The sequence below is a fragment of the Flavobacterium caseinilyticum genome (assembly GCF_004349085.1).
Lineage (GTDB): Bacteria > Bacteroidota > Bacteroidia > Flavobacteriales > Flavobacteriaceae > Flavobacterium > Flavobacterium caseinilyticum.
Genome location: NZ_SMFM01000002.1, coordinates 460,796 through 486,366, shown reverse-complemented (window position 1 = coordinate 486,366; position 25,571 = coordinate 460,796). Strand labels below are relative to the sequence as shown.

The following is a 25,571-nucleotide window of genomic DNA, read 5'->3' as shown; positions in this document are numbered from 1 at the left end:
TTTTGACAAAAATAAACCCAACGGTAATAAATGTAGGTAACATTTATCACAGTTGGGCAAATTATATAAGAAATTAAATGCTCAGAATGCTATCTAAATGTATAATCAACACCAGTAACCTGAGTTAATAGGGTTTCTGGAGCATCAAGAATGATAGCATTTTTTTGAGGTGTAGGCGTAACGGGAGAGTTTTGTTTTAAATAGTCTTTCATCACCGAATGTAAAGTTGCATTGGTGTTTTTGGCATCCATAACGCCTTTCATTCTGCAAAGCATGTCCACAGGATCGCCATCACGTTCACAAGCCATAATGGAATACATTTTTTCAGGATTTATCGGCGTATTTTTGACCGTAATACTTTGAACTCTTTTCCCCATTTCGGCAAAAGCATTAAATCGTACTTCCATTCCTTTGAATTTTACCACCCAGCCACCAAAACGTTTTGAAGCGTCCTCGGCAAAAACATTATTTAATTCTTTTTCCAGCCAGTTTTTCAATTGTTTTCCGGTAACTTTTGCTGTTCTAACCGTGCTGTCAACGGGTAACATATCAAAAATAAATCCGTTTGTGATCGGAATATTTCCGGTTTGATCAGGAGTTGTTTTTGGCGGACAAAAGCGGAATCCGTTTGAAAGATTAATGTCAATTTCAGGGAATTTCCAGTTTAAGGCGTTCAGAATCATTGTGTCAATAGGATTTTCTACCACAAAATAACGATACAAAGGAATCGTGCTGTATCCAATAACCTGATTGATTTGTTCCTGATAAACGGATTCTTTTTCTTTTAATAATTTTTCAATTTTAGCATCCGGTTTTATTTTTGGTGAATTTACTTCTATTAATTCATAGCTGTCACTAACGACTTTTCCGTTTAAAACGGTCAAATCTAATTTTCCAATAAATGAACCGAACGCTCCTGGTTCTACCACTTTGGAATATTTACAAACTATTGGTTTGCGGACTCTCTCGTGCGTATCACCTCCTAAAATGTAATTGACACCCTCACATTCGGGGTGGTTTGCTAATGCTATTTGTTGCGATAAACCAAGGTGTGCGATCATAATTACATAGCTGCATTGTTCCTGATTTCTAAGTACATCCACGTAATGAGCCAAATTTTCTTCGGGATTGGTATAGATGATTCCTTTGCTGTAATTTGGACTCTGTCGCAACGGAACCAAAGGATCGGTGTAGCCTAAAAAACCAATTTTTGCTCCGGCTATATTCCAAATCGTATAGGGTTGAAAAATAAGTTCGCCTCGTTTTCCGTCGCCTAAATCGTGGTACATATTCGTACAGATTTTTGGTGCATCCAGAGAACCTAAAAGGGTTTGCATTCTCTTTTTTCCATAAATTACTTCCCAGTTTCCGGGTAAGTACAAATCGTAATCTAATGCATTTAGAATAGGAACAAAAGCTTCACCGGTAGTTTCTACACTTAATTCGCTGCCCTGAAACATATCACCAGTATCGATGATATAGGTATTTGGGTTTTTCTTTTTTAACTTTTTAAGCATCGTTGCCATATAAGCATAACCTCCCGTTTTTCTAAAAACGGCTTTCCCATTTTCCCAGAATAACTCATCATGCGGATGAATCTGACAATGGACATCGGTAGTTTGAAGAATAGAAATCGTTTGAGGTTTGTTTTGGTCGATTGCTGTATCCAGTTTTGTTTCTTCCGTTAGATTTGTATTTGCAATAGCAGAAAGGGGCGAAATAATCGCAGCTCCCAGACTTAGTGTTCCTACTGATTTCAGGAAATTTCTTCGGTTGTTATTTGATTCCATTTTATTTATTTAAAATGATTATTATTTAAAACTATATTTTGTATGAAATGCCCAGCATTAGCATACTTGTATCCATTTTATAAGAAACTTTACTACTAGGAACTGTCCCTAATGGATCAGTTTGCCCAGCTAACATTGGATTGTATATAGGTCCTCCGGTACTACCGTCACTGGTAGCATTATGATAAACCGCATTTAAAGTTAATTTTTCAGAAAATTCATATCCAAAACCAAATTGACAAGCATTTTGAATTACTGCAGTTGCAGAAGCGGAGAAAAATGCTAATTCCGGTTTAATAGGATTGGTGTTGTAGGTATAACCTACTCTTAGAGGTAATTTTTTGATTCCTTTATATTGTGCTCCTAAAGATAATACTTGCATATCTTTCCATCCAAAACCTTTTACAGCACCTGTTGCAGACCATCCATATTCTTCAAAACCTTCTGTTTTGGAGTATTCTACTTGTCTGAAATCAAACGCTAAATCTACTTTACTGTTTGAATATCCAACCCCTAATGAATAAACCGCAGGGAAATTCATTTTAAAAGAGTTTTCCGAACGGGAATTGTCTAAATAGGTGTTTTCAAATTCAAAATTAGAGAACTGTTGTTCTGTTTTGTAACTGGCTCCTAATTTAAAACCTTCTTCATTTTGGTAAAAAATACCGATTTGTCCTCCAAAACCTGTTGCCATAGCATTATTAGTAGTCGGATAACCAGCCATTTTCGGGTTAGCGGTAGGATTTGGTTTTAATTCTAATGTAGCAATATTGAAGTTTGGGCTAACGCCAATAGAAACCGATTTAGACAGTTTATAGGCGTAACTTAAACCAGTTTGAAGCATTACATAATTGGAAGTTAAATTTCCAAAACCGCCCATTGATTGAGGCATATTTATTGGGTTTGTCGTGCTTTCAGGAAAATCAACACCGAAACCACTTACTCCAAATGCGAATGCTCCAAAGGTATGTTTACTATCTTTTTTTCCATATACAAAACCCAAGGAAGGCAAAATTGAATTACTTTTTACATCAGTAGAGGTACCGCTCATTGGTCCATTAGGTGTAGGAACGGTCGATAATATTTCCGGATTTGCCATAAGCAAACCTACATTTAAAGAGATAGTTCTTCCTTCGAATACAGATATTGCTGCGGGATTCCATTTTAAAGCACCGCTAATATCAATTGGTTGGGCCGTTGAAGCACCACCCATAGACATATTCACGGCTCCAACTCCCTGCATTAAATGTCCGGATTGTGCAAAAAGATTTGTAATTAAGAAAATCGAAATAATGGTTAGTCTGTTTTTCATAGGTTGTTATGGTTTATTTGGGGTGGTTAATAGGTTTAGTGTTTTTAATTATGATATTTATTAAAATTGGTTATAAACATATTTTTCGTTCCATTTTATTAAGCAGATCACTCGAAATAATATTTTTTTAATAATTATTTGTATCAAATTAGAAGTAGTTTCTATATTTATTTTTTATTTAAAAAAATTAGATACTTAATTCTCAAATTAACAACATCTTATGTGAATTTATACAGTTTTAATGACCAATTGAATTCATCCTTACATGGAAAATATTTTTTATTTTAATATTTAAGAAATCGATTTCGTAATTTTTCCACGATTACTCCATATATTTTCAAAATGATATTGAAAACAAAAAGTATATCGAACGATTTATAATTGATTGGAAATGAAAAAATGTCGCGTAGCAGTTGTCATGTAAATTAGTATACCGATAAAACAAAACATAAACTTTGATTACGCTGATATACCTGACACTGCTAAGCGACATTTAATTTGTAGATGTCTAATGGGAATTAATTAAAATCCTCCTATGATATAACTCCAACCTTGTTCTTGTTTTTCAACAATTTCGGCAATTCCGGCGGGTACATATTCTACTTCTGGGATCAATTGCTCTTTGGTTATTTTTCGATTTTTCATGGTGTTTTCGCAAACTACAAAACGGACTCCTTTTGCATAAAGCGCTTTAATTGCTGCTATATGCTTTGATTTTGTAGCCATAACAAATTCTAATCCCATGTTGTAAACCACGACTTCATATTTTGCTTTAGGCCAATGGTCCGTTAAATTTTTTAGTTGGTTAGCAAATGCTTTTTGTTGTAAAGTATCGATAGCATTTGTAAACTGAAAAACTATTTTATGATTGTTCGGTTTTTTTTGGGCAAACGCACTAACTGTAAATAATCCAATAAGAATGAGAGTTGTTAGTTTTAAATTTTTCATTTGTTTTATGTTTTAGATTTCAATTTTCCCTCAGCTTCTTCCATTTTCTTTTTTTTCATTTTTATGGGTTTAAATGGCCCATATTTATGTTGTGTTTCGGTGTATTTATCGGAATAAGGCCCAAATGGATGATCTACTGGTTTTTTGGAAATATTGGGCCAATCCTGACTTAAATCTTTCGATGGTCTGTCCAGACTCTCCACATATGCCGCAATATCCCAGGATTCTTCATCTGATAATTGAGGGTTTTCGTACGTTGCACCCAGCGGCATATTGTATTTTATGTACCCTGCGAACCGACTAATTCTAAACAATCCCGCACCGCTATTGTAGGATTTTTTGCCCCAAAGTGGCGGGTAGGTGTATTCTTTTTTATCCGCTGCCAGGATCCCTTCACCATTCATTTGATGGCAACTGGCACATTTGGCATTATACAATGCTTTGCCTTTAAGAGGATCAGCAGCGCGATCTAAATATTCCAAATCATAGATTCCAGCCGCATTTGCTTCTTTGCCTTTTGGAACATTGCTGCCAATGTATTCAATATATGCAATCATTGCTTTCATTTCTTTATCGTCTTCTTTGAGAGGCTGACCGTTTAAGCTTCTTTCCATACAATCGTTCACTCTTTTGTATAAGTTTTCCACTTGCCCGCTTCTGGCTCTCATTTTTGGATACATCGAATAAACGGAACCATAATTGTTTCCCCAAGGTTTTGTGCCGGCATCCAGATGGCAATTATTGCAATTCATCCCGTTGTTGATTTGTTTCACACTGCCATTTGGACCCAAATATTTAGCAGTATGCGCAATTAAATCTTTGCCATATTCTACTTCTTGTTTTAAAGTGGCATCTGTAATCAAATTGAGATCAGCTGGCTTCCAGAATTTTGCCGTTTCATTTTGCACCATCACTTTTTTCTTTGCATCGATATAAAGAGAATCGAGGTTTGAATCACTATTTTGAAACCAAGAAGTGTTGGATGAATTGAAAAACACTAGCAAGAACAACCCCATGACTAAGAAAATAATAGTCATAAAGAGATAAATCAGTCTTTTTACAAGCGATTTAAATTGTAAGATATTTTGTTTTTCTGGAATCATAAATGTATTAATGAGGCAGTTTATCTCTAAAATATCCATAAACCCAAGTTCCTACTATTGCAAAAAATAGGGTTACAATCATCACGGTTGCACCCGTTCCAATTTGTGCAAACAAAGGTCCAGGACAAGCTCCGGTTACTGCCCAGCCCAATCCAAAGATGAGTCCACCATAAATCTGACCTTTGTTAAAGGTTTTGTCGTGGAACTCAATTTTTTCTCCATAAATGGTTTTAATATTGAATTTTTTTATCAGGAAAACGGAAATTATTCCCACCACAACGGCGCTTCCAATTACTCCGTACATGTGGAAAGATTGGAAACGAAACATTTCCTGAATGCGATACCAACTGATAATTTCTGCTTTTATGAAAACAATACCGAATAAAATACCAATGACTAAGTATTTTAAATTGTGGTACCATTTGTGTTCCAATTGACTCTCGTTTATACAAACCGTATCTAAGGAACGCGTTTCGAAATCTGTATTTTGATCTTTAATGTTCATAATTTAATTTTTTAAAGTGAAAGTATAAATGGTAAAATAAGATTCGCCATAATCAATCCGCCAATGAAGAAGCAACACGTTGCAATCAGTGACGGCAATTGTAAATTAGACAAACCGGAAATTGCATGACCACTAGTACAACCTCCCGCATAACGAGATCCGAAACCGATAAAAAAGCCACCAACGACCATCATAAAAAATCCTTTGAGTGTAAACAAACTTTCCCAAGAGAATAATTGTTCTGGCAACATTCCATAAATTTCAGTTATGCCGTAGCCTGCCAATTCAGTTTGTAGATTTCCATCAATGATAATCGGATTAGGATTTGACAAAAAGCTATACGCAATTACACCACCCAATAAAATACCGAAAACGAAAAACATATTCCAGATTTCTTTTTTCCAATCGTATTTAAAAAACTTAATGTTTGCCGGTAAGCACATGGCGCAAGTATGACGCAATGATGCACTAATACCAAATGCTTTGTTGCCAATGATTAACAAAGCCGGAACTGTGAGTCCAACTAATGGGCCTGCAATGTACCAAGGCCAAGGTTCTCTGATTAATTCTAAAATTTCCATATGTTTTTTTTATTCTTGTAAAATTCACTTTTAAAAAAGATAATTTGTGTAACTTATGTCACACAAGAAAAAAAAAATTGTAAAAAATGACATATATAAGAGAAATTATCCTATTTCATTTTTACTTAAATAGTTATTAATCTTGATGTATTAATGTAAATAAGTGTTTTATTGAAATGGTGTCAAATAAAAAAGTGCTTGATTTCTCAAACACTTTTTAACAAATTAAAACTAGAATTTATGATTTTTTTTCGGCTTTTTTAGATGAACAACATCCATCTTTTTTACCTTTACCTTGCTCTTTTGTATCACTACCACAAGACTTCTTTTCTTCAGTAGAACATGATTTTTCTGTTCTTACTTTTTTCTTTTGTTTAGGTTCTTGCTCTTGAGCATTTATATTCATTGTAAATAATACTGTTGCTATTACTAATGATGAAACTATTTTTTTCATTTTATTATGTTTTATTTATTGAATTTGTAAAATTTTATTTTTTGTAAGTAAGAGTTAATCTCCGGAGGCTGCCAAATAGTATTAATGTAATTTGAAATTAGTTCTTTTTCGAAAAATAATTTTTGTTCACTTACAACCTCAAAATTATAGTTTTTTTTAAATATAAATTCTATTTGATTGATTATGAATTGCCCTATGTTAAAATTTAAAATACATCTCTCTTTTTGACAGCCATATGGCATACTGTTATTTTCAGCATTATTCTTTTGACAAGCCGATTCAGATTTTAGAGCATAATGCATTTTCACAAGTCTAACAGTTGGCAACACTGTCAGCATTATGATATAAAAGCACAATGTAGTTATCAAAAATTTCATCGTTATAAAAAGTTATAAAATATTTTTTTGTACTATTTTTTGAAATGATTTAAAATTTATATCGTCTTGTCTTCGGGTTTAAGCAGCTTTTCTATTCTGATTAATTATTTCCGCAGCCACCACTTGGAGTATTTATGATACTATTATATTCTTCTAAAGAAATAAATTGTGGTTCATAGCTTACCTCATTATTGCTCAGTTCAGTTGTAAAAGAACGAATGTGATTTTTTGAGCCACAGGTTAGATTATTATATACAGTTAATAAATCTGATTTTGAAGTATTTATTATAAAGTCATCAATATCATTTATATCTAAATCTTCAATAGTTGCACCAACTTTTAATGCTTCAATCAATGAAATATTAGATTGTGAAATCAAATTATTATACAAAACTTGCAAATCCTGATTTACAAAAATCCCCATTTGAACAGAGGAAGGATCTGGAATTCCATATTTATTTAATAATGATAAAACACTATTCATGTGTGTTTGTTCACTTTGAGAAATGCTATTAAAAATAGCCAATTTGTATTTATTGTAGGAATAAATATAAACATCACGAGCTAGTTTCTCTTCCTCTCTTAAAAATTTAAGATCATTTATTTCATTTTGTGTCAATGTAACTTCAGTATCGGTGTTAACATTGTCATTCGTACAGTTGCTAAACAGTAATCCTGTTATAAAAGCAACAAATATTTTCATTTTCATAATTATATTTTTTGGATTAATATGAAGTAAATTTATTAAAAGAACTCTTTTTTAAATGTAACAATAGTCACTTATAGAATTTAAAAAAGAGTCTTAAGTAAATATTAATTTTAATCACTTTTGATTAGCAGCAAACCTATTGTAAAATAATTAGGAGAGGAAGAGAACTTTCTTTTCCTTTTTTGCATTTAAAAGACTTAACTGTGCCATGATTAAATGGAAAAATAATATTTAAAGATGCTTGATAGTTTTTTATAAAGTCTTAAGAAAATTGATTAAGTCGATTTTATCTGTTTCTTTCATTACATACACCACGCCAGTATTTGCATGAGTATCATCGCTCTTGGTTTCGCTATCAATAAAGCGTTTAATCAAATCATCATTATAAACGGGAGTATAAATGGAAGTGTTTGTCAAGTCATAGTAGGTAATTGAGCCTGTTTGTTTGTCTCCGCCACCTCTAAATTTACCTTTACCGTTATCTCCATGACAATTTGCACATCCATGTACTTTTTTTATTTCAGATTGCGAAATATCTTGTAAAACAGCACCATGTATATTTACTCCTGTTCTAAAAATTGTTTCTCCATTAGTAGCGTACGTTTCATTATCATTTGAACAAGAGGTAAAACCTATAAGTGTAAATAAGACTATTATATATTTGAAATTTTTCATTTTTGTGTTTTTTTATTAAAGAGGAATTAATTTACTAGTACTTTCTGTGAAACATAAAATTTGTGATCGAAAATAAATGTAAGTAGTACCATTTGCGTATTTGCATTTTCTAAACTAAAGTTCATGGTATTATTCCCAATTTTTACTCCTTCAATTTCACCGTCATCCAATATTTTTCCGTCTAGCGATGAAATGAAATAATCTAAAGTGGCTAGGTAAGGTAGATTAAATTGAATTTTAACGATTTTATTAGCGGTAGGATTTGGTGAAACAGTAAAAGTAAAGGGGTTTTTTCCGTCGATTGTAACCACGCTCAAGTTCGTATTCTTAATTAGCTTAACTTCATAAATAGTGGGGTCAGCAGAAGTAACAGTAGTTTCATTATCCGTAAAAGCGCTAATAGTCGGACTTTGAATTCCCCCATAGATATGACCAATTATAAATTCATCATCCGATATTTCACTCAACTTAATTACCTCATTTTCATAGTGTGGCAGATTGGTGTTTGGAATAAATTCTGCGCCTGCACCTTTAAGATTAGGCATTTCTATCGGTAGATTGTGTTCTGTTAAAGTACCATCTGCAAGTCGGGTAACTCTACTGATTGTTTTTACAAATGGGACATTATTATCTTGGATTAAAGTTGTTCCATTATAATAATATTGGCTAATTCCTCCAAAAAAAACAGTATGCATTTGGTTTTCTGTTTGGTCGTATAAACCTACTTTTCCGGAGTGATAGTTGCTTAAATATTGGTTAAATTGTGTTTGTGGAAAATAGCCGCTGCTTTTAATGTCTACAGGATAGAGAAAAGGTAAATCAGCATTGATTTGAAAAACCCCTGAAGAAATAGTGTAGCCTTCTTCTCCGTTTGGAAAGACTTGAGGAACTAAGTTATAATCTCTTCGATGCAAGTTAACAGCATCAGTAACCGTTGAATAATTATCATAACTTAATTGTATTCCAGAATTGTCAATGGTAAATTTTTGAATTTGACTTAAATAGGATTGTACAAAAGAACCTCCATTATTTGGGTTATATCTACCTGTAAAAACCTGTCCACCTACTAAATAAAAATCAGGGCCGATTTTACCTAATTGCCCACCAGTATTCTGAAAAATAGGATCAGAAATTTGTTTAAAATAGGGTGTAATTGGAGTTCCTGCAATTACTGCTGTAATTAGGTTAGGAACATCGACTGAAGTTAGTTTGTCAAATGTAATATGATCATCTGCAGTTGCTGAAAAAGCATAACCTCCAATAATATACAATGTATTTCTATCTTGGTGAAAATTCATATTGGTAGACTGTAATTGTTCTGCAATTCCAGCTGTTAGTGAATTTAAAGAAGCTGACCACAATTGTTTTGTATTTACATCAATCACATAAATATCGGTATTGTTTTGTGTTTGAGGAAATGCATTGAAAGGTTGTCTGGCATGAATGCCATCTTTTCGTCCTCCAATTACAAGCCATTTACCATTATGTTGTGCAAAAACATAAGAATGTAATCCAGGTAGATTAGCTATAGCAATGGGGGTAAGTTGCACATCATAAGAAAACGAATTTTGTGCTACTGTTGCTTTGAAGGAAAGCAGCAGTATGATTATAAAAATGTATTTTTTCATTTTAATTGCGTTTTTAAATTATCCGTATTTTGAACATAGTTCAAATTAGTTTTTTCGATGTTGACTTGTTTGGTTTGAGTTTGAGTTTTTGAAACCTGAATTGATTTTTTATTAAAATTTTCAGAATAATCTTGTATACTAATTCTGGTACTATCTTGAACAATCGGATTCTCGTTTTGACAATCGTGACACTTTGCGCAACTCACCATTGCTTGTGAAAAATAGGATTTGTGCTTTTTTAAATCAAAATTTTTGTTTGTGTTTTTTATGATACTCTTATAATTTTGACTGTTGTCTATAAGTTGAAAGCTTGAAAAAGCGAATAAGGCTATCATGCTTGTAATTATTATTTTAGTTTTCATTTAGGTATATATTATAGTATTGCCTCATAACTAGCAAACTGTTATGGGCTTTGTTCCTTTTTATTTAGAGGGGTATTAAACTAAAGAAATAATCTTTGGCGGTTGCCAAATGGAGTTGAAATATTGGGAGATAAAAATCTTTTCGTAATTGGATTTCTCTTTTTTAATCGTTTCAAATAAAGGTGTAACTGAAATAAATGGTATGAATTGCTCCCTAATGCATTGTGTGGGACTAAAGTTTAAATTCATTATAAAATTTCCCTTTTCACAACTTGATTGGGAATTATCAACTGTATTAGTTGTAGAACATGCGGATTGATTTCTTTCAATAAATTGCATCTTTAATACTCTAACAGATGGGAGTGCAGTTAGAGTAGTTAAATAAAAACATAATATATACGCAAAATATTTCATGGTATAAATTTATTGTTCTAAACAATTAAATCAATTTTTTTTATAAAAAATCAACTAAAAATCATAAAGAGTGCCATTAAAATCATAACTAGATCTTCAATAATAGTTACGGTACTCATAGGCAAATTAAATACGGAACCCAAACAAGCACATTTTATTTTTCGTTTATTTAGATTACTTTCTATAACACCTATTATGCTAATAGTTAATACAATTAAAGTAATGGTATTGATTAATTTTGGGTTGTAGTTGATGAGATAGGCGAGTCCTAAACCCAATTCAATAAATGGGTAAATAAATCCATAAACAGGAATTTTCTTAGCCAAAATATCATACATAGCATAACTACTGGCAAAACCTTTCAAGTTTAATAATTTGAAAAATGAAAAAACAATAAAAAAACCAGCCATAAAACTATTCATAAATGACATCCATTTTATAGTTTCATTTTGATATGAAGTGATAAGTGAAATTCCACTGATAAATGCTACAATGAGCAGTAATGGAAAATAAGTAGCTAACCAAGATTTTTTAATTTCAGGGTTTTCAATTAGTGGAACTATAGTTTCTTTCTTTAAAATTGTAAATTTTGGTTTCTGAGCTAAGGCTCTTACTAATTCATCCAATTTTATTTCATTATTGGCGTGTATCGTTGCTGTTTCAGTTTCTAAAATTACAATTGCTTGTGAAACCCCTTCCACTTTGGAAAGTATTTCCTCGACAGTAGTTCTGCATCCATTGCAAGTCATTCCATTTATAGTAAATTCTGTAGTCATTCTTGTTTTATAATTCATTCAATTCCTCCGAAAAGTTAATTTACATTGAAATTCAATCATTCTGTTTTATTAGTTTAATGTTTTTTTACTTGTTAATTTTTAATTTTTTTTCAGCAAACTATCTAATTTTTTTCTAAACGAATCACTATTCCAATCAGCAGCACCAATTTTTGCTAAAACTAAATTGTTTTGTTTATCAATAAGATAAGTAGCGGGTATCGTTGACGAGTCCATTTCTGAAGGAGGGTCTGATAAAGATTGATATACCGGAAGGTCTAAACTTTCTTTGATTAAAAAAGTATTTGCTTTTTCGAAGGAATCAGTCGTGACGAATAAAAAAACAATTTTATCTTGGTAGTCAGCATATAACTTCTGCATGCTTGGCATTTCGGCAATACATGGAGGACACCAAGTGGCCCAGAAATTAATGAATACTATTTTTCCTTTATATGCTTCTAATAACACAATCTTTCCGGTGGCGTCTTTTAATTTCCATTGGTAATTTGAAAGTTTTTTTTGATCAGTTTCAGTAATCGTTGAAGGCGAAAAAGCAAATATACGATTTAGTTGTACTTTTATTATGGTGCCAAGAGGACTGAATAGTAGTAGCGCTAAAAATGCTATTAAAGCAATATTTTGAAGTGTTGATTTTTTTTGTACTTTCCCGTTCATTTCTTTCTTTATAAATTGCTGAATCTTTATTGAGTATCTTTTTATTAATTATTTCTTATTTTTTAACCCAAATATTATAGACTTACTGCCAACTAATGTTTTTAGTATTTCTTGAGTAAAAAAGGGAACATTTTTTTTAATTATTATTTTTATAAATATTTATAAGGTTAAAAAAAAATGGGATAGAATTACTTATAATATTCTAGATGGTAATCTCCAATATGTTTTTTATTTTCTGAAATTGATATTTTATGTTTGAAATAGTTGATTGTTCCAAATACAAAAATCACAAAAGAAGTGATAAAAAGTAAAATCTCTATAATTAGACTATTTTCAATTTTCAATAAATTTCTCAAACTCAAACCTGCTATCAAGAAGTACATTGATGTTCTTAAAAATGCCAAGAAAGTAGATTGATTAGCTAAAATAGTTCGTTGTAATGCTAACCTTTCCCTTAAGATTAAATCTTTATTAAGTGCGTTATCGGTTTTCATTTTTTTCGTGTATTTATTCCAAATGGCAAATACAAAGGGCAAAAACTGGCAAACGATGTTAGAATGAAAATACCCGAAAAAGCTCCAAGTACAATTGCTAATGTGCCATTAATTAAGCCGGTAAAGTATAGTACTCCAACAAGAATAGCACATGCAGAACGAATGATTTTATCAACAGTACCCATATTTTTTTCATAGTAATCTATTTCATATTTATAAAAGTAGTTCGTAAAAATAAAAATCTATGTAACAAAAGTCACATCGTGTCAAATTATAATATTTTTGTAGTTATATTATGGAGTGATCTCTAATAGAATACTATTAAAAAAAGTAAAATAATTATAAACTACTAGTACAAATAGTCCTATAACTACAGCAAAAATTATTCCTTTGGGATTTTTTTTATTTTTTCCATAATTTTTTTAACCGACACTATTTTTAGTTTTTCGTATTTTTAAAATTTCACAGTTATATTTCACAATAGATATTTTTTTAATCCAGTATTTTAAGTTGAATTAACAGTTTTTGTGTAGTGATTAAGTTGCAGGAATACAGTCTATATCTAGGTAGAATACATATTTGAAATAATTTTGATTACTATTTCAATTTCAGTAATGATAACTGCTATTTATATTATTTAATTACTTTTTTCTAAAATGACATTTATTATTTCGTCAGTTGACAAAACACCGGATTGTCTCCACAATTGCTTTCCATTTTGAAATAGTAGTAATGTAGGGACGCCACGAACTTTATATTTTGCTGCTATTTTAACATTTTTATCAACATCTATTTTGATTACAGTAACGCGTTTTCCCAGACGGTCTTTTACTTGTTGTAAAACAGGAGTTAGCATTTGGCAAGGACCACACCAGGTGGCAAAGAAATCAACTAGAACTGGGTTTTCTGAATGAATAGTATCTTTAAAATTACTCTTTTCCATAGCCCTGTTTTTTTGATTTTGGAATAGCACAACCATTGCTGCCACAACATCCTGTGTTGAAAAGGGCCATGCCTGTAAATAAAACACCCGGGATGACGAATAAATAATTTTTGGTAAATATAGCTTGTGAGATTACTATTATACCCAGAATCAGTCGAATGGCTCTAATGAAACTCCAATTTGTGAACATTGTATTTAGCATACTTTTGAATTAAATAAATTTTTTGATATTTATCATAAAACCAAGGTGAATTGCCTCATGATAATTGTTGAAACTTATCGCTTCTTCTATTGAAGCCAAATGAAAACCTATTGATGTCACATACTCCTTAAAGTTTAGAAATCTTCCGCTCTCATAATCGTCTCTTGTTTGTTGAATATGAGATAGTAATAGACTTTTTATTTCATCTACTTCTTCTTGTGTTGCTGGTTTTGTAGGGAATGTTCCAATTTTATATTTGTTGTGAAATTCTTTTGAAATTGTTACAGGTAAACCGGATAATCTGTAAACTAAACCTTGTTGAGTAGCTATAATATGTCCAATGTTCCAGATAAGATTATTTGTGAAACCAGTGGGGGTTTTATTGAGTTGTTCTAATGAAAATTGTTCTAAAAATTCGATATGTAGTTTTCTGTTAGTTTCCCAAATTTTGAATGTTGATTTCATACACTTTTGTATTTAATAAAAATAGTCCAATTTAAAAAACAGGCATTAATCTGTTTCAAACTGAACTATTTTCGCGTGGTATTTGTTATTTATTTGTTTATAATTGCATTTACATCTTGCCAGGTAACACCATTGGTAATATTAGTAACACCATTTTGCTCTAAAATTGCTTTAGCTTGAGTACTACGATTACCAGTTCTACAGAAAACAACGATGTTTTTTTACCTTTAAACTTTGGTAATTGATTTTGTATTTGATCCAAAGGAATATTAACTGCACCTTTTACAGTGCCTTGAGCAAATTCATCAGGCGTTCGAACGTCTATTAACAAAGGTCTTTTTTTAATACTCTCTTTAGTTCAGTTGTTTTTGCTTTTTGGGATAGGGTTTGAGTTAATACATTTGGAGTATTTTGTGCAGCTATAAAATTGCTTATAAAAATAATATTCCTTTATTTAATAAATTCATCCTTTATTTATTAGGTTGTTAACATCTTGCCAAGTGCCACCATTGGTAATATTATTGAAGCCTTTTTGCTCTAAAATAGTTTTAGCTTGAGCACTACGGTTTCCACTTCTACAAAAAACAATGATATATTTTTTTCCTTTAAATCGGTCAATTTTATTTGCTACTTGATCTAAAGGAATATTTATGGAACCTTTTACATTCCCTTCAGCAAACTCTGCTGGTGTACGGACATCTACAAGTAAGGCACCCTCTTTAATTAAGTTTTCCATTTGAGAGTTATCTGATTTTGAAAATATATTTTTTAGTATTCTGAACATAATTATTGCAAGGATTGTTTTTTTATTATTTTTAAACTTTGCTTTGGCAAACGAAATCGGTTTTAGGAACATTTGTTTTAGATATGGCTCCAAAACCACCCTCAATTTCAGAAAAATTCCTGTACCCTCTTGCTTGTAATATTGACGCAGCCATCATACTACGGTATCCACCGGCACAATGCATGTAGAAATGTTCTTTTGGGTTAATATCTTTTATCCACTCGTTTATAGATGCTAATGGACGACTGTAAGCTTCATTGACGTGTTCTGCTTCGTATTCACTTTTTTTGCGTACATCTATGACTTTACTTTCTCCAATTTTCACTTCGTTTTCAAATTTTTCTGCAGTTATTCTGTTGATGCTATCAACTTCATAACCTGATTGTTTCCATGCTTGAAATCCATATTTTAAGTGGCCAAGTAAGTTGTCAAAACCTACACGGCTTAAACGTGTAACTGTTTCTTCTTCAAATCCTATTTCAGTAACTAAGACAATCGGTTGTTTTACATCAGCAATTAAAGAACCTACCCAAGGAGCAAAATCACCATTAATACCGATGTTTATCGATTGTGGTACATATCCTTTTGCAAAATCACTATTATCTCTAGTGTCTAAAATTAAAGCTCCGGTTTTTTCAACTACACCTTCAAATTCTATTGCATTAATACCTCTCATACCATTATTGAATACTTCTTCAAAACTTTCAATTCCCGTTTTATTCATAGCTACATTCATACCAAAGTAGGCAGGGGGAGGTAACAAACCTTCAGTAACTTCTTGTACAAATTCGGTTTCCGTCATATTAGCGCGTAAAGCATAATTGGTAGCTTTTTGTTCGCCAATGGTTGAAATAGTTTCTTTACTCATGTTTTTTCCACAGGCAGAACCGGCACCGTGAGCTGGATATACAATTACATCATCAGCTAACGTCATTACTTTGTCTCTTAATGAATGGAATAATACTGCAGCCAATTCTTCTTGCGTCATATGTGCCACTTTTTGAGCTAAATCAGGACGGCCTACATCACCAATAAATAAAGTATCCCCAGAGAAAATAGCATGGTCTTTTCCGTTTTCATCGATCACTAAGTAGGTCGTACTCTCCATAGTGTGACCGGGAGTGTGCAATACTTTTATTTTGATAGTACCAATTGTAAATTCCTCATTGTCTTTGGCCGAAATGAATTCAAATTCTGGCTTTGCATTGGGACCATATACAATTTTTGCACCTGTTTTTTTACTCAAATCTAAATGTCCCGAAACAAAATCAGCATGAAAATGGGTTTCAAAAATATACTTTAAATTTACTCCGTCTTTTTCTAACCTTTCCATATAAGGTTCTGTTTCACGTAGTGGATCTATAATTGCTGCTTCGCCATTTGAGGTCACGTAATACGCTCCTTGTGCTAAACATCCTGTATATATTTGTTCTATTTTCATCTTATTTCTAATTTGAATGTACTGCTATTAATTATGCTATTACCGGATTGCCTTCATTCACCCATTCATTCATTCCTGGGGAATAATTTAAAACATTCGTATACCCATTTTTTATTAATAGGGAATAACCAATTGAAGCTCTATCACCGCCTTGGCAATGGATTACAACTTTTTTGTCTTTGCTTATTTTATCTAAATTATTCACCATAGTCCCTACAAAAACATTGTCTGCTCCTTCTATATGACCGGCATTAAATTCAGCAGCGCCACGAAGGTCTACGATCTGAACATTTGGATCCCCTTTTAATGCTTTTAGTTCTTCAAGAGAAATGAAATGGGATTGATCCAAATTCCCGGTATAAGTCTCGGTAGAAGGGATGTAGCCATAAATGTTATCAAGGCCAATTCGCATTAATTTTCTGGTGAGATCATCTAATTGGGACTCAGGAGCAAGTATCATAAAAGGTTCCTCATAAGTTAGAAACCATCCTGCCCAAGTGGCAAAAGAATTATTGCCTTGAATATTGATGCTTCCCGGTATAAATCCTTTTGAAAATTCAGTTTTATCTCTGGCGTCAATCAATTTGATTCCTTTTGCTAATGCTTCTGTTAATTCTATTTGATTTAACTTTCTTAATTTAGGAACCGCTGTCAAAAGTGGACGATCAACTTTATTTAAGTGTTTCATCATTGCAAAATATTTTGGTGGTTCAGGCTGATCCGTCAATAAATATTTTACAAAACCTTTTTCATCATGCTTATATTGAAATGCCCAATTTCTTACTTTTTCATATCCCACTGTTGTGCTTGGAACTGATCCTAAAGATTTGCCACATGCAGATCCCGCACCGTGTCCAGGCCATACTTGAATGAAGTCGGGAAGTGTATTAAATTTTTGGACAGATTGGTACATTTGTAAAGCACCAGCATCTGCTGTACCAACAACTCCAGCAGCTTTTTCTAGCAAATCGGGTCTTCCAATATCACCAACAAATACAAAATCCCCTGTGAAAAGCATTACTGGCTCATCGCTGGCAGGAGTATCTGTAAGAAGGAAACTGATACTTTCAGGAGTATGTCCCGGTGTATGTACGACTTCTAAAATAAGATTTCCAAGTTTTATTTTTTGACCATCTTTTAATCCAATATGAGGGAATTCATATTCCCAACCTTCTCCACCTTCATCTGAAAGATACATATCTGCTCCAGTTAAAGCGGCTAATTCTCTTGATCCTGCAAGAAAATCTGCATGAATGTGTGTTTCAAGAATATGAGTAATTTTCATATTATTTTGCTTTGCAATTTCGAGATAGGTATCTACATCTCTTTTTGCATCAATTACGGCTGCTACTCCTGCTTTTTGACAACCAATAAAATAACTGGCTTGTGCTAAACTTTTATCGTAAACGTGTTGAAAAAACATATCTTTTATTTTTAGATTAATTACTAATTAGAAACCAAAATTACGTATTGCATTTATTAAAAACTGTGACATATGTTACACAAGCTTTTTATAACTATAATTGTACTATTTTACCAGTATGAACATCGTAGCGCATGGATACAATTTTTGGATGCTTCTCTTTTACAATAGGATTTTGTGTGATTAAATTTGTTGAATGTGCAATGTTAGCATTTATTGAGCCTAATAAATTTTGGTCTTTCGGCATTTTTTTTTCTTCTTCTTGTTCTTCTTTTTCCTGAGCAAGAGTCTCTACAATATCATCAATGTGACTTAAATGTTTTTTATATAAATTATCTTTATCAGCAATATAGGCTTTAATGGCACCACATTCTGTATGACCCAAAACAACAATTAATTTTACATCAAGATGTTCTACTGCATACTCAATACTTCCCATGTCAATATCTGAAATTAAGTTTCCTGCATTTCTAATGACAAACAAATCACCTAATCCTTGGTCAAATAATACTTCAGGAGAAACTCTACTGTCAGAACAAGTAAGCACTACAGCAAAAGGATGTTGTTCATTTTGGTTTTTTAGCACTGTTTTTTTGTCTTGATGCGGATGAATAGATTTTTCGTTTATAAAACGTTGATTTCCTGAAATTAGTTGCTCTATTGGTTTTTGATTTTCAGCAATCGGGTTTGCTATTTCTTCTTTCTTGCAACCTATTGTGATACTTAAAATTGCAATTGCTAGGATTGTTTTTCTCATTTTACTTTCTAATATTTCTTCAAAAGTAGCTTGTGAATTTTGTATTTATTGTAACTTATATCACATAGCAAAAAAAGAGATTGCCTTTTTTAGACAATCTCTTTTTAATAAAAAACAATGAATTATTTACAACAGTGTTGTTGGACAAACATAATCTGATTTTAAAAGATTGGTGTTTTTGATTTCGGCAAAGCCACCAATAACATCAACAAAATTATCCCAACCCCTTTGTTTCAAAATTGATGCAGCAATCATACTACGATATCCACCGGCACAATGCAAAATGAATTTTTTCTCTTTTGGAAATTCTGCCAAGTGATTGTTGATTTCGTTTAGTGGAACATTAATTGCCCCAATAAGATGTTCGGATAAAAATTCGCTTTTCTTTCTGACATCAAAAATAAGTGTTTCATCAAAATCAATAGCTTCCTCCAGTTGTTTTGCTGTAATTCTGTTTACTATATCCAATTCAAAACCTTCCTTTTTCCAGGCATTAATTCCTCCATTTAAATAGCCAATAGTATGATCATATCCTATACGGGAGAGACGTATCATACTTTCTTCTTCCTTGCCAATTTCAGTGACTAATAAGATTTCTTGTTTAATATCAGCAATCATTTCGCCCACCCACATCGCAAAACTTCCATCTAAACCAATGTTAATACTGTTCGGAATAAATCCTTTAGCAAATTCAGATGCGTCACGTGTATCCAGTACTAAAGCTCTAGTTTCGTTTGCCGCTACTTCAAATTCGGTTGGATTTAATGGTGTTTTAGCTTTTTTAAGTATAGCATCTAAACTGTCATAACCATTAATATTCATTAACACATTGGCAGGAAAATAGCTTGGAGGATTCGTTAATCCGGTTAAAACAGCAGTAACAAATTCATCTTCGGTCATTTTTGGATTTAATGCATAATTTGTTTTCTTTTGGTTGCCCAAAGTATCAGTAGTTTCTTTACTCATCATTTTCCCGCAAGCCGAACCCGCACCGTGATTTGGATATACGATTAAATCATCTGACAAAGGCATAATTTTAGTTCGCAAAGAATTATATAAATGACGTGCTAATTTGTCTTGTGTTAAATCAGCAATAACATGTTGTGCTAAATCTGGACGACCAACATCGCCAATAAATAGTGTGTCTCCAGTAATAAGTCCGTGTTCTTTTCCGTTTTCATCAATCAATAGAAAAGTAGTGCTTTCCATGGTGTGTCCTGGAGTATGGATCACTTTTACTTTATAGTTTCCAATTTCAAAAATTTGTCCATCTTCGGCAGAAATAATTTCATAAGCTGGTTTTGCTGTTGGTCCATAGACAATTTTCGCATTAGTTTTGTTTGCTAAATCCAAATGCCCTGAAACGAAATCAGCGTGAAAATGAGTAAGAAACACATATTTAATTTTGGCATTGTCTTTAAATGCTCTATCAATATACGGTTGTACTTCTCGTAAAGGATCAAAAATTGCGGCTTCACCATTATTTTCAATATAATAAGCTGCGTGAGCAATACATCCTGTGTAAATTTGTTCGATTTTCATAATCAAGTTTTTTGAATTAATGGTGCTTTTAGATTTATAAGATTAGGGCAAATTTATAGGACACTTTTAGTATTCAAACTGATAATTATCATGAAAAAATAACTATTATATCAGTAAATATGGTATGTGACAAAAATCACAGAGAAAAATTAAGCAGTATATTTTTATTTAATATGTACAAAAAAGACCATCACAAGGATGGTCTTAGTAGAAAAATTATTAGAATTCTTTATAGCGATTTTTTGGCTAAATACCAGTCAACCATTTCTAAATCACTTTTCTTTCTTTCGGCTAAAGCTTCAACAGTTTTAGGAGCCGGAATAATTACTTTATCTCCCGGTTGCCAATCTAGAGGCATGGCTACTTTATGCTCATCAGAGGTTTGTAAAGCTAATAGAGAGCGTTTAATCTCTGCCATATTTCTACCAACATTTAATGGGTAGTACATGATTAAACGTACTTTTCCTTCGGGATCCATGATGAAAACGGCTCTAACGGCTGCAGTTTCACTTTCTCCTGGTTGTAGCATTCCATATAATTTTGAAACCTCCATACTAATATCGGCAACTATCGGGAATTCAAATAAAACGCCTGTTTTTTCATGAACTGCATTTACCCAAGCAATGTGCGAGTGGATACTGTCAATACTCAAACCCATCAGTTTGGTATTATGCGCTGCAAAAAAATCTTTTTCTAAAGCAAAACCACTCATTTCTGTTGTACAAACTGGTGTAAAATCTGCAGGATGCGAAAAAAAAACAACCCAACTACCTTTATTGTATTCTGAAAATTTTAATTTTCCCGTTGTTGTTACCGCTTCAAAATCGGGAGCCATGTCACCAATTCTTGGCATTAAAAATACTTTGTCTTCCATGATGTTATTATTTTTGATTATTAATTTACTGATGCAAAGATAATTTAGATAAATGTTACTAAAGGTGACATTAGTCACATTAAATAGAAAAAAAATATTATATTTTTTTTTATAATAGATTTTATTTATATGTTGATTTTTTAAATTTATTGTAAGTTTTTAAATGAGAATTAGAAATGCATTAGTAATCTGCTCTATACTATTTAAAAATAATATTCAATCAATAATAAATTGTATTAAGTAATTTAGGGTTTAAAAAATAAAATTCTACATTTGGTTGTTTATAGTGAGTTTGGTTTTGAATCTACTGTAATTTGATTTAGAATTTAAAAAAAAAATAGAAATATAAAAATATTGTAATATGAAAGTCAGGTATTTTATTGTAGTTATATTGATTGGTTTTTCTAGTATACTAAGAGCTCAAACGGATACATTGTATGTTTATGGCCCCGGCGGTCCAGCAGCTGCAATAGAGGAATGTGCAAAAATATTTTCAAATAAAACTTCTATTCCTGTAAAAGTAAAAGCAGGTCCCGAAGTGGAATGGATTCAAAGAGCTAAACAAAATGCTGATCTAATTTTTGGAGGATCAGAGTATATGCTTACACAATTTACTATGCAGCATGAAGGTTTAATTGATACCGCTACACGAACGGAATTATATAAAAGAGGCGCAGCAATTTTAGTACGTCCAAATAATCCTAAAAATATTACTTCCTTAAAAGACTTGACTAAAGAAGGTATTCGAATTTTAGATGTGAATGGTGCAGGGCAATTAGGTATGTGGGAAGATTTAGCTGGCAGGCAAAATCTAATAGGAGGAATTCAAAAAAATATTTACAAATCTTTCCCTAATACAGCAATGGCTATTAAAGCATGGAAAGAAGATAATACTTACGATGCATTTATTAGTTATGCATCATGGTATTTTAGATTAAAAGATGTCTCGACGTTAGTTAAGATTCCTGTCAGAAATACGGTTTATAGAGGCACTCCTATTGCAATAACTACTCTTACTATACAAAAGGCAGAGGCACAGTTATTTATTGAGTTTATGCTTTCAAATGAAGGGCATACTATATTTAAAAAATGGGGATGGGAATAATTAGCTAGAATAATAAAATAATTGAGGACTATTTTTCTTCTATTGTAAAAATAATAAAATGACGTCTGATAATTAGATCCACGTACTTTTGATATTATTTCATACAGAAAAAATTATTTTGTAAAACGGCAAATAATATGTCTCAGAACATTGGAGAACCTTTTGGTTTTTTGTCTATTGGTAATGACGCTTTGCATCTTAGTAATTAGAAGGGAACAAGTTTTATAAATCACAACTTATCTTTTGGATCAGATTACTACTAATAACATGATGTTTTTTATCTTTATTTCTGTAAAAAATTAAAAGACGTAAAAAAGAAAAAAACTAGTGACAATAGTCTTTTTTATTTTCTTTTTATGAGTCTTATTGTTATACTTATTCCGTTTTATTTACAAAATAAAAATAAGCAATATTAAATAATTTGACCTATACTATTTGATAGTAATCATACTTCATATTAACTAACCAAACGTTGTATTATGTATTTTCTAAAGTTTGAAAATAATACTAATCTTAATCCCCCAAGAAAATTGTAGTCTATAAATTTTCTGTTTTTCATGAAAAAGTTATATTCTATGTGACTAAAGTTACAATATACGATGGTAATTCTATATAGGTTTACACATATTATATAATCTATATGAAACCATTACTACTATTACTCCTACCATTAATACTAATTTCGTGCAATAAAAAAAACGAGAATTATAGAACTTTAACAAACAAAGTTGTTGAAATTAATGATAATTATTCAGGAAAAAAATTATTAGAAACTCATTGTTATGATTGTCATAGCGTACAGATGCCTGAAAGTGAAGGTAGAATTGCACCACCAATGATTGCAATAAAGGCACATTATTTAGCTAATGAAATTTCTAAAGATGATTTTGTTTCACAAATTATTTCATTTACAACGCATCCATCTGTGACTAATGCAAAACTAAATAGTGCTGTGAAACGATTTGGAGTTATGCCAGCACAACAATTTCCTGAAGGAGTAGTTGAGGAAATTGCCGAATATATGTATGATTATCAAATTGAAGAACCAATTTGGTTTAAAGATCATTGGAAGGAAAAAGGTTTTGGAGATTTCGTACAAACTGGAAAAAAAGCCGTTAGCATTAAAAAGCAAAAATCTTATGAAGAAATTGGCTTAGGGTATGCTTTATCTACTCAGAAAATTTTAGGAAAAAACTTGATGGGTGCTATTAATAAAAAAGGACCTATCAATGCCCTAGAATTTTGTACCATAAAAGCTATACCATTGACAGATAGTATGGCAATAGTACATAATGCAGCCATAAAAAGAGTTTCCGACAAATACAGAAATCCAAATAATAAAGCCAATAGCGAAGAGCTTCTCATTATCAAAAAATATAAAATACAGGTAGCTATAAATCAAGAAGCTAAACCCACTATTATTGAAAAAGGAAATAAAGTACAATTTTATTATCCAATAACCACAAATACAATGTGTTTGCAATGTCACGGAACTCCAGAAAATATTAATCCAGAAGTTAGAGTAAAAACATTAAAATTATATCCAAAAGATTTAGCTATAGGATATTCTGAAAACCAAGTTAGAGGTATTTGGAGTATCACTTTTGATAAAAAATAGATATAAGATATTAACTTTAAAATTGCAACTATGAAAACTATACCAACTGAGTTTGAAATTACCACGCCGCTTATTCAAAATACTTATTTAGTCGATGGCGAACTGAAAAAATGGACAGGCGAAACATCAGATGTTTATTCGACCATTTCTTCAACAGCGGATTATGCACCTACATTTTTAGGAACAATTCCTTTTATGAATGAAGTACAAGCTATTGAAGCCATTGATGCTGCTGACAAAGCCTATGCTAATGGACAAGGGATTTGGCCAACAATGAAAGTGGCAGACAGAATAAAATGTATGGAAGATTTTGTTATTCAAATGAAAGCAACACGAAGTGAAGTCGTAAAACTTTTAATGTGGGAAATAGGAAAATCATTATCTGATAGCGAAAAGGAATTTGATAGAACTGTTGAGTATATTTATGACACAATTGCAAGCTATAAGGAATTAAATAGCCGTGGCGCAAAGTTTTCAAAAGTACAAGGTATTAATGCAATGATTAGAAGAAGTTCGTTAGGAGTTGTTTTATGTCTTGGTCCTTATAATTATCCATTAAACGAAACCTTTACACTACTTATACCAGCATTAATAATGGGAAATCCTGTTATTTTTAAACCTGCAAAACATGGAGTTTTATTGTTGTCACCATTATTAACTGCTTTTCAAAGTAGTTTCCCTAAAGGAGTCATCAATATTTTGTATGGTCGTGGTCGTGAAGTAGCTTCGCCAATAATGAAATCAGGAAGAGTTTCTGTTTTGGCATTAATTGGTAATAGTAAATCGGCAATTGCCTTACAAGATTTACATCCCAACAAAAATAAATTACGTCTTATTTTAGGATTAGAAGCTAAAAATCCAGCTATTATTTTGGCGGATGCAAATTTAGATTTAGCACTTTCTGAATGCATTGCTGGTTCGTTGTCGTTCAATGGACAACGATGTACCGCTTTAAAAATATTATATGTTCACGAAGACGTAGCCGAAGAATTCAACAAACGTTTTGCTCAAAAAGTAGATGAATTAAGCTTTGGAAATCCTTGGGAGAAAGGAGTATTTTTAACACCATTACCAGAAAAAGAAAAACCGGCCTATATTCAAGAGCTAATTGAAGATGCAACTAACAAAGGAGCAAAAATCATTAATAAAAAAGGTGGAGAAACAACTGATAATTTTATATTCCCGGCGGTATTGTATCCAATTAATAAACAAATGCGATTATATGAAGAAGAACAATTTGGACCAGTAGTTCCAATTATGACCTTCAAAAATATCCAAGAACCATTGGATGATATGGCGGCTTCTGATTATGGTCAACAAGTAAGTTTGTTTGGTAAAGACATCAAAACTATCGCTCCGCTAATTGATACCTTGGTAAATTTAGTTTGTCGTGTTAACTTGAATAGTTCTTGCCAACGTGGTCCCGATGTTTTTCCGTTTACCGGTCGAAAGAATTCAGCAGTAGGAACATTGAGTATTCACGATGCTTTACGGGCTTTTTCAATAAGAACTTTTGTAGCATCGAAAGACAACGAATACAACAACGAAATTTTACAAGAATTGCTTAATAGCAAACAATCAAATTTTATAAATACTGATTATATTTTATAATATTTA

28 protein-coding genes are annotated in these 25,571 nt (G+C 31.9%); 3 read left to right on the top strand and 25 right to left on the bottom strand.

Annotation, left to right across the window (positions count from 1 at the left end):
• Positions 1-89 precede the first annotated feature (89 nt).
• The 25 genes from E0F89_RS06790 to E0F89_RS06670 all read right to left on the bottom strand — a co-directional run bounded on the left by E0F89_RS06790 (position 90) and on the right by E0F89_RS06670 (position 21,231).
• On the bottom strand, positions 90-1,790 hold the full coding sequence (locus E0F89_RS06790) for a bifunctional metallophosphatase/5'-nucleotidase (RefSeq protein ID WP_131909055.1): 1,701 nt from the start codon (positions 1,788-1,790) through the stop codon (positions 90-92).
• A 31-nt stretch (positions 1,791-1,821) separates the two neighbouring features.
• The gene (locus tag E0F89_RS06785) at positions 1,822-3,102 is read right to left on the bottom strand and encodes an OmpP1/FadL family transporter (RefSeq protein WP_131909054.1); all 1,281 of its coding nucleotides are present in this window, start codon (positions 3,100-3,102) and stop codon (positions 1,822-1,824) included.
• Between the two features lie 522 nt (positions 3,103-3,624).
• The gene (locus E0F89_RS06780) at positions 3,625-4,050 is read right to left on the bottom strand and encodes a DsrE family protein (RefSeq protein ID WP_131909053.1); all 426 of its coding nucleotides are present in this window, start codon (positions 4,048-4,050) and stop codon (positions 3,625-3,627) included.
• A gap of 5 nt (positions 4,051-4,055) precedes the next feature.
• Positions 4,056-5,153: a c-type cytochrome gene (locus E0F89_RS06775; RefSeq protein WP_207915786.1), complete on the bottom strand. Its 1,098-nt coding sequence runs from the start codon at positions 5,151-5,153 to the stop codon at positions 4,056-4,058.
• Between the two features lie 7 nt (positions 5,154-5,160).
• Positions 5,161-5,658: a DUF6691 family protein gene (locus tag E0F89_RS06770; RefSeq protein ID WP_072944174.1), complete on the bottom strand. Its 498-nt coding sequence runs from the start codon at positions 5,656-5,658 to the stop codon at positions 5,161-5,163.
• Between the two features lie 11 nt (positions 5,659-5,669).
• The gene (locus tag E0F89_RS06765) at positions 5,670-6,239 is read right to left on the bottom strand and encodes a YeeE/YedE family protein (protein ID WP_394345963.1); all 570 of its coding nucleotides are present in this window, start codon (positions 6,237-6,239) and stop codon (positions 5,670-5,672) included.
• A gap of 238 nt (positions 6,240-6,477) precedes the next feature.
• A complete protein-coding gene (locus E0F89_RS06760; protein WP_072944172.1) occupies positions 6,478-6,693 on the bottom strand; it encodes a hypothetical protein in 216 nt (71 codons plus the stop codon).
• Positions 6,694-7,170: 477 nt separating this feature from the next.
• Positions 7,171-7,779 (bottom strand): DUF2202 domain-containing protein, encoded by a 609-nt coding sequence (locus tag E0F89_RS06755; RefSeq protein WP_131909052.1) that lies wholly within the window; start codon positions 7,777-7,779, stop codon positions 7,171-7,173.
• A gap of 252 nt (positions 7,780-8,031) precedes the next feature.
• Positions 8,032-8,454, bottom strand: a complete 423-nt coding sequence (locus E0F89_RS06750; RefSeq protein ID WP_131909051.1) for a c-type cytochrome — start codon at positions 8,452-8,454, stop codon at positions 8,032-8,034.
• A gap of 26 nt (positions 8,455-8,480) precedes the next feature.
• Positions 8,481-10,082, bottom strand: a complete 1,602-nt coding sequence (locus tag E0F89_RS06745; RefSeq protein WP_131909050.1) for a hypothetical protein — start codon at positions 10,080-10,082, stop codon at positions 8,481-8,483.
• Positions 10,079-10,444, bottom strand: a complete 366-nt coding sequence (locus E0F89_RS06740; protein WP_131909049.1) for a hypothetical protein — start codon at positions 10,442-10,444, stop codon at positions 10,079-10,081. The genes E0F89_RS06745 and E0F89_RS06740 overlap by 4 nt, the downstream gene beginning before the upstream one ends.
• Positions 10,445-10,908: 464 nt before the next feature.
• Positions 10,909-11,634, bottom strand: a complete 726-nt coding sequence (locus E0F89_RS06735; RefSeq protein ID WP_131909048.1) for a heavy-metal-associated domain-containing protein — start codon at positions 11,632-11,634, stop codon at positions 10,909-10,911.
• 99 nt (positions 11,635-11,733) lie between these two features.
• The gene (locus E0F89_RS06730; RefSeq protein WP_131909047.1) at positions 11,734-12,306 is read right to left on the bottom strand and encodes a TlpA family protein disulfide reductase; all 573 of its coding nucleotides are present in this window, start codon (positions 12,304-12,306) and stop codon (positions 11,734-11,736) included.
• Between the two features lie 188 nt (positions 12,307-12,494).
• Positions 12,495-12,800, bottom strand: a complete 306-nt coding sequence (locus E0F89_RS06725; protein ID WP_131909046.1) for a DUF202 domain-containing protein — start codon at positions 12,798-12,800, stop codon at positions 12,495-12,497.
• Positions 12,797-12,985: a YgaP family membrane protein gene (locus E0F89_RS06720; protein WP_131909045.1), complete on the bottom strand. Its 189-nt coding sequence runs from the start codon at positions 12,983-12,985 to the stop codon at positions 12,797-12,799. The genes E0F89_RS06725 and E0F89_RS06720 overlap by 4 nt, the downstream gene beginning before the upstream one ends.
• A gap of 452 nt (positions 12,986-13,437) precedes the next feature.
• The gene (gene trxA, locus E0F89_RS06715) at positions 13,438-13,743 is read right to left on the bottom strand and encodes a thioredoxin (protein ID WP_131909044.1); all 306 of its coding nucleotides are present in this window, start codon (positions 13,741-13,743) and stop codon (positions 13,438-13,440) included.
• Entirely contained in the window at positions 13,730-13,945 is a 216-nt protein-coding gene (locus tag E0F89_RS06710) for a hypothetical protein (protein WP_072944145.1), read from the bottom strand. The genes trxA and E0F89_RS06710 overlap by 14 nt, the downstream gene beginning before the upstream one ends.
• A 9-nt stretch (positions 13,946-13,954) precedes the next feature.
• Entirely contained in the window at positions 13,955-14,410 is a 456-nt protein-coding gene (locus E0F89_RS06705; protein WP_131909043.1) for a DinB family protein, read from the bottom strand.
• Between the two features lie 160 nt (positions 14,411-14,570).
• Positions 14,571-14,741 (bottom strand): rhodanese-like domain-containing protein, encoded by a 171-nt coding sequence (locus tag E0F89_RS06700; protein ID WP_243699492.1) that lies wholly within the window; start codon positions 14,739-14,741, stop codon positions 14,571-14,573.
• Between the two features lie 132 nt (positions 14,742-14,873).
• Positions 14,874-15,266, bottom strand: a complete 393-nt coding sequence (locus tag E0F89_RS06695; protein WP_243699491.1) for a rhodanese-like domain-containing protein — start codon at positions 15,264-15,266, stop codon at positions 14,874-14,876.
• The gene (locus E0F89_RS06690) at positions 15,226-16,635 is read right to left on the bottom strand and encodes an MBL fold metallo-hydrolase (RefSeq protein WP_131909042.1); all 1,410 of its coding nucleotides are present in this window, start codon (positions 16,633-16,635) and stop codon (positions 15,226-15,228) included. Before E0F89_RS06690 ends, E0F89_RS06695 begins: the two co-directional genes overlap by 41 nt.
• 31 nt (positions 16,636-16,666) lie before the next feature.
• Entirely contained in the window at positions 16,667-18,058 is a 1,392-nt protein-coding gene (locus tag E0F89_RS06685) for an MBL fold metallo-hydrolase (RefSeq protein WP_131909041.1), read from the bottom strand.
• A 94-nt stretch (positions 18,059-18,152) separates the two neighbouring features.
• A complete protein-coding gene (locus E0F89_RS06680; RefSeq protein WP_131909040.1) occupies positions 18,153-18,815 on the bottom strand; it encodes a carbonic anhydrase in 663 nt (220 codons plus the stop codon).
• A gap of 126 nt (positions 18,816-18,941) precedes the next feature.
• Entirely contained in the window at positions 18,942-20,357 is a 1,416-nt protein-coding gene (locus E0F89_RS06675) for an MBL fold metallo-hydrolase (RefSeq protein ID WP_131909039.1), read from the bottom strand.
• 229 nt (positions 20,358-20,586) lie between these two features.
• Entirely contained in the window at positions 20,587-21,231 is a 645-nt protein-coding gene (locus E0F89_RS06670; protein WP_131909038.1) for a peroxiredoxin, read from the bottom strand.
• Positions 21,232-21,592: 361 nt separating this feature from the next.
• Between E0F89_RS06670 and E0F89_RS06665 the strand changes: the two genes are divergently transcribed.
• The 3 genes from E0F89_RS06665 (at position 21,593) to E0F89_RS06655 (ending at position 25,565) form a co-directional block, all read left to right on the top strand.
• Positions 21,593-22,336: a substrate-binding domain-containing protein gene (locus E0F89_RS06665; RefSeq protein WP_131909037.1), complete on the top strand. Its 744-nt coding sequence runs from the start codon at positions 21,593-21,595 to the stop codon at positions 22,334-22,336.
• Positions 22,337-22,976: 640 nt separating this feature from the next.
• Complete coding sequence (locus E0F89_RS06660; RefSeq protein WP_131909036.1) at positions 22,977-23,954, top strand: c-type heme family protein; 978 nt, start codon at positions 22,977-22,979, stop codon at positions 23,952-23,954.
• A 30-nt stretch (positions 23,955-23,984) separates the two neighbouring features.
• Entirely contained in the window at positions 23,985-25,565 is a 1,581-nt protein-coding gene (locus E0F89_RS06655) for an NADP-dependent glyceraldehyde-3-phosphate dehydrogenase (protein ID WP_131909035.1), read from the top strand.
• Positions 25,566-25,571: the final 6 nt, after the last annotated feature.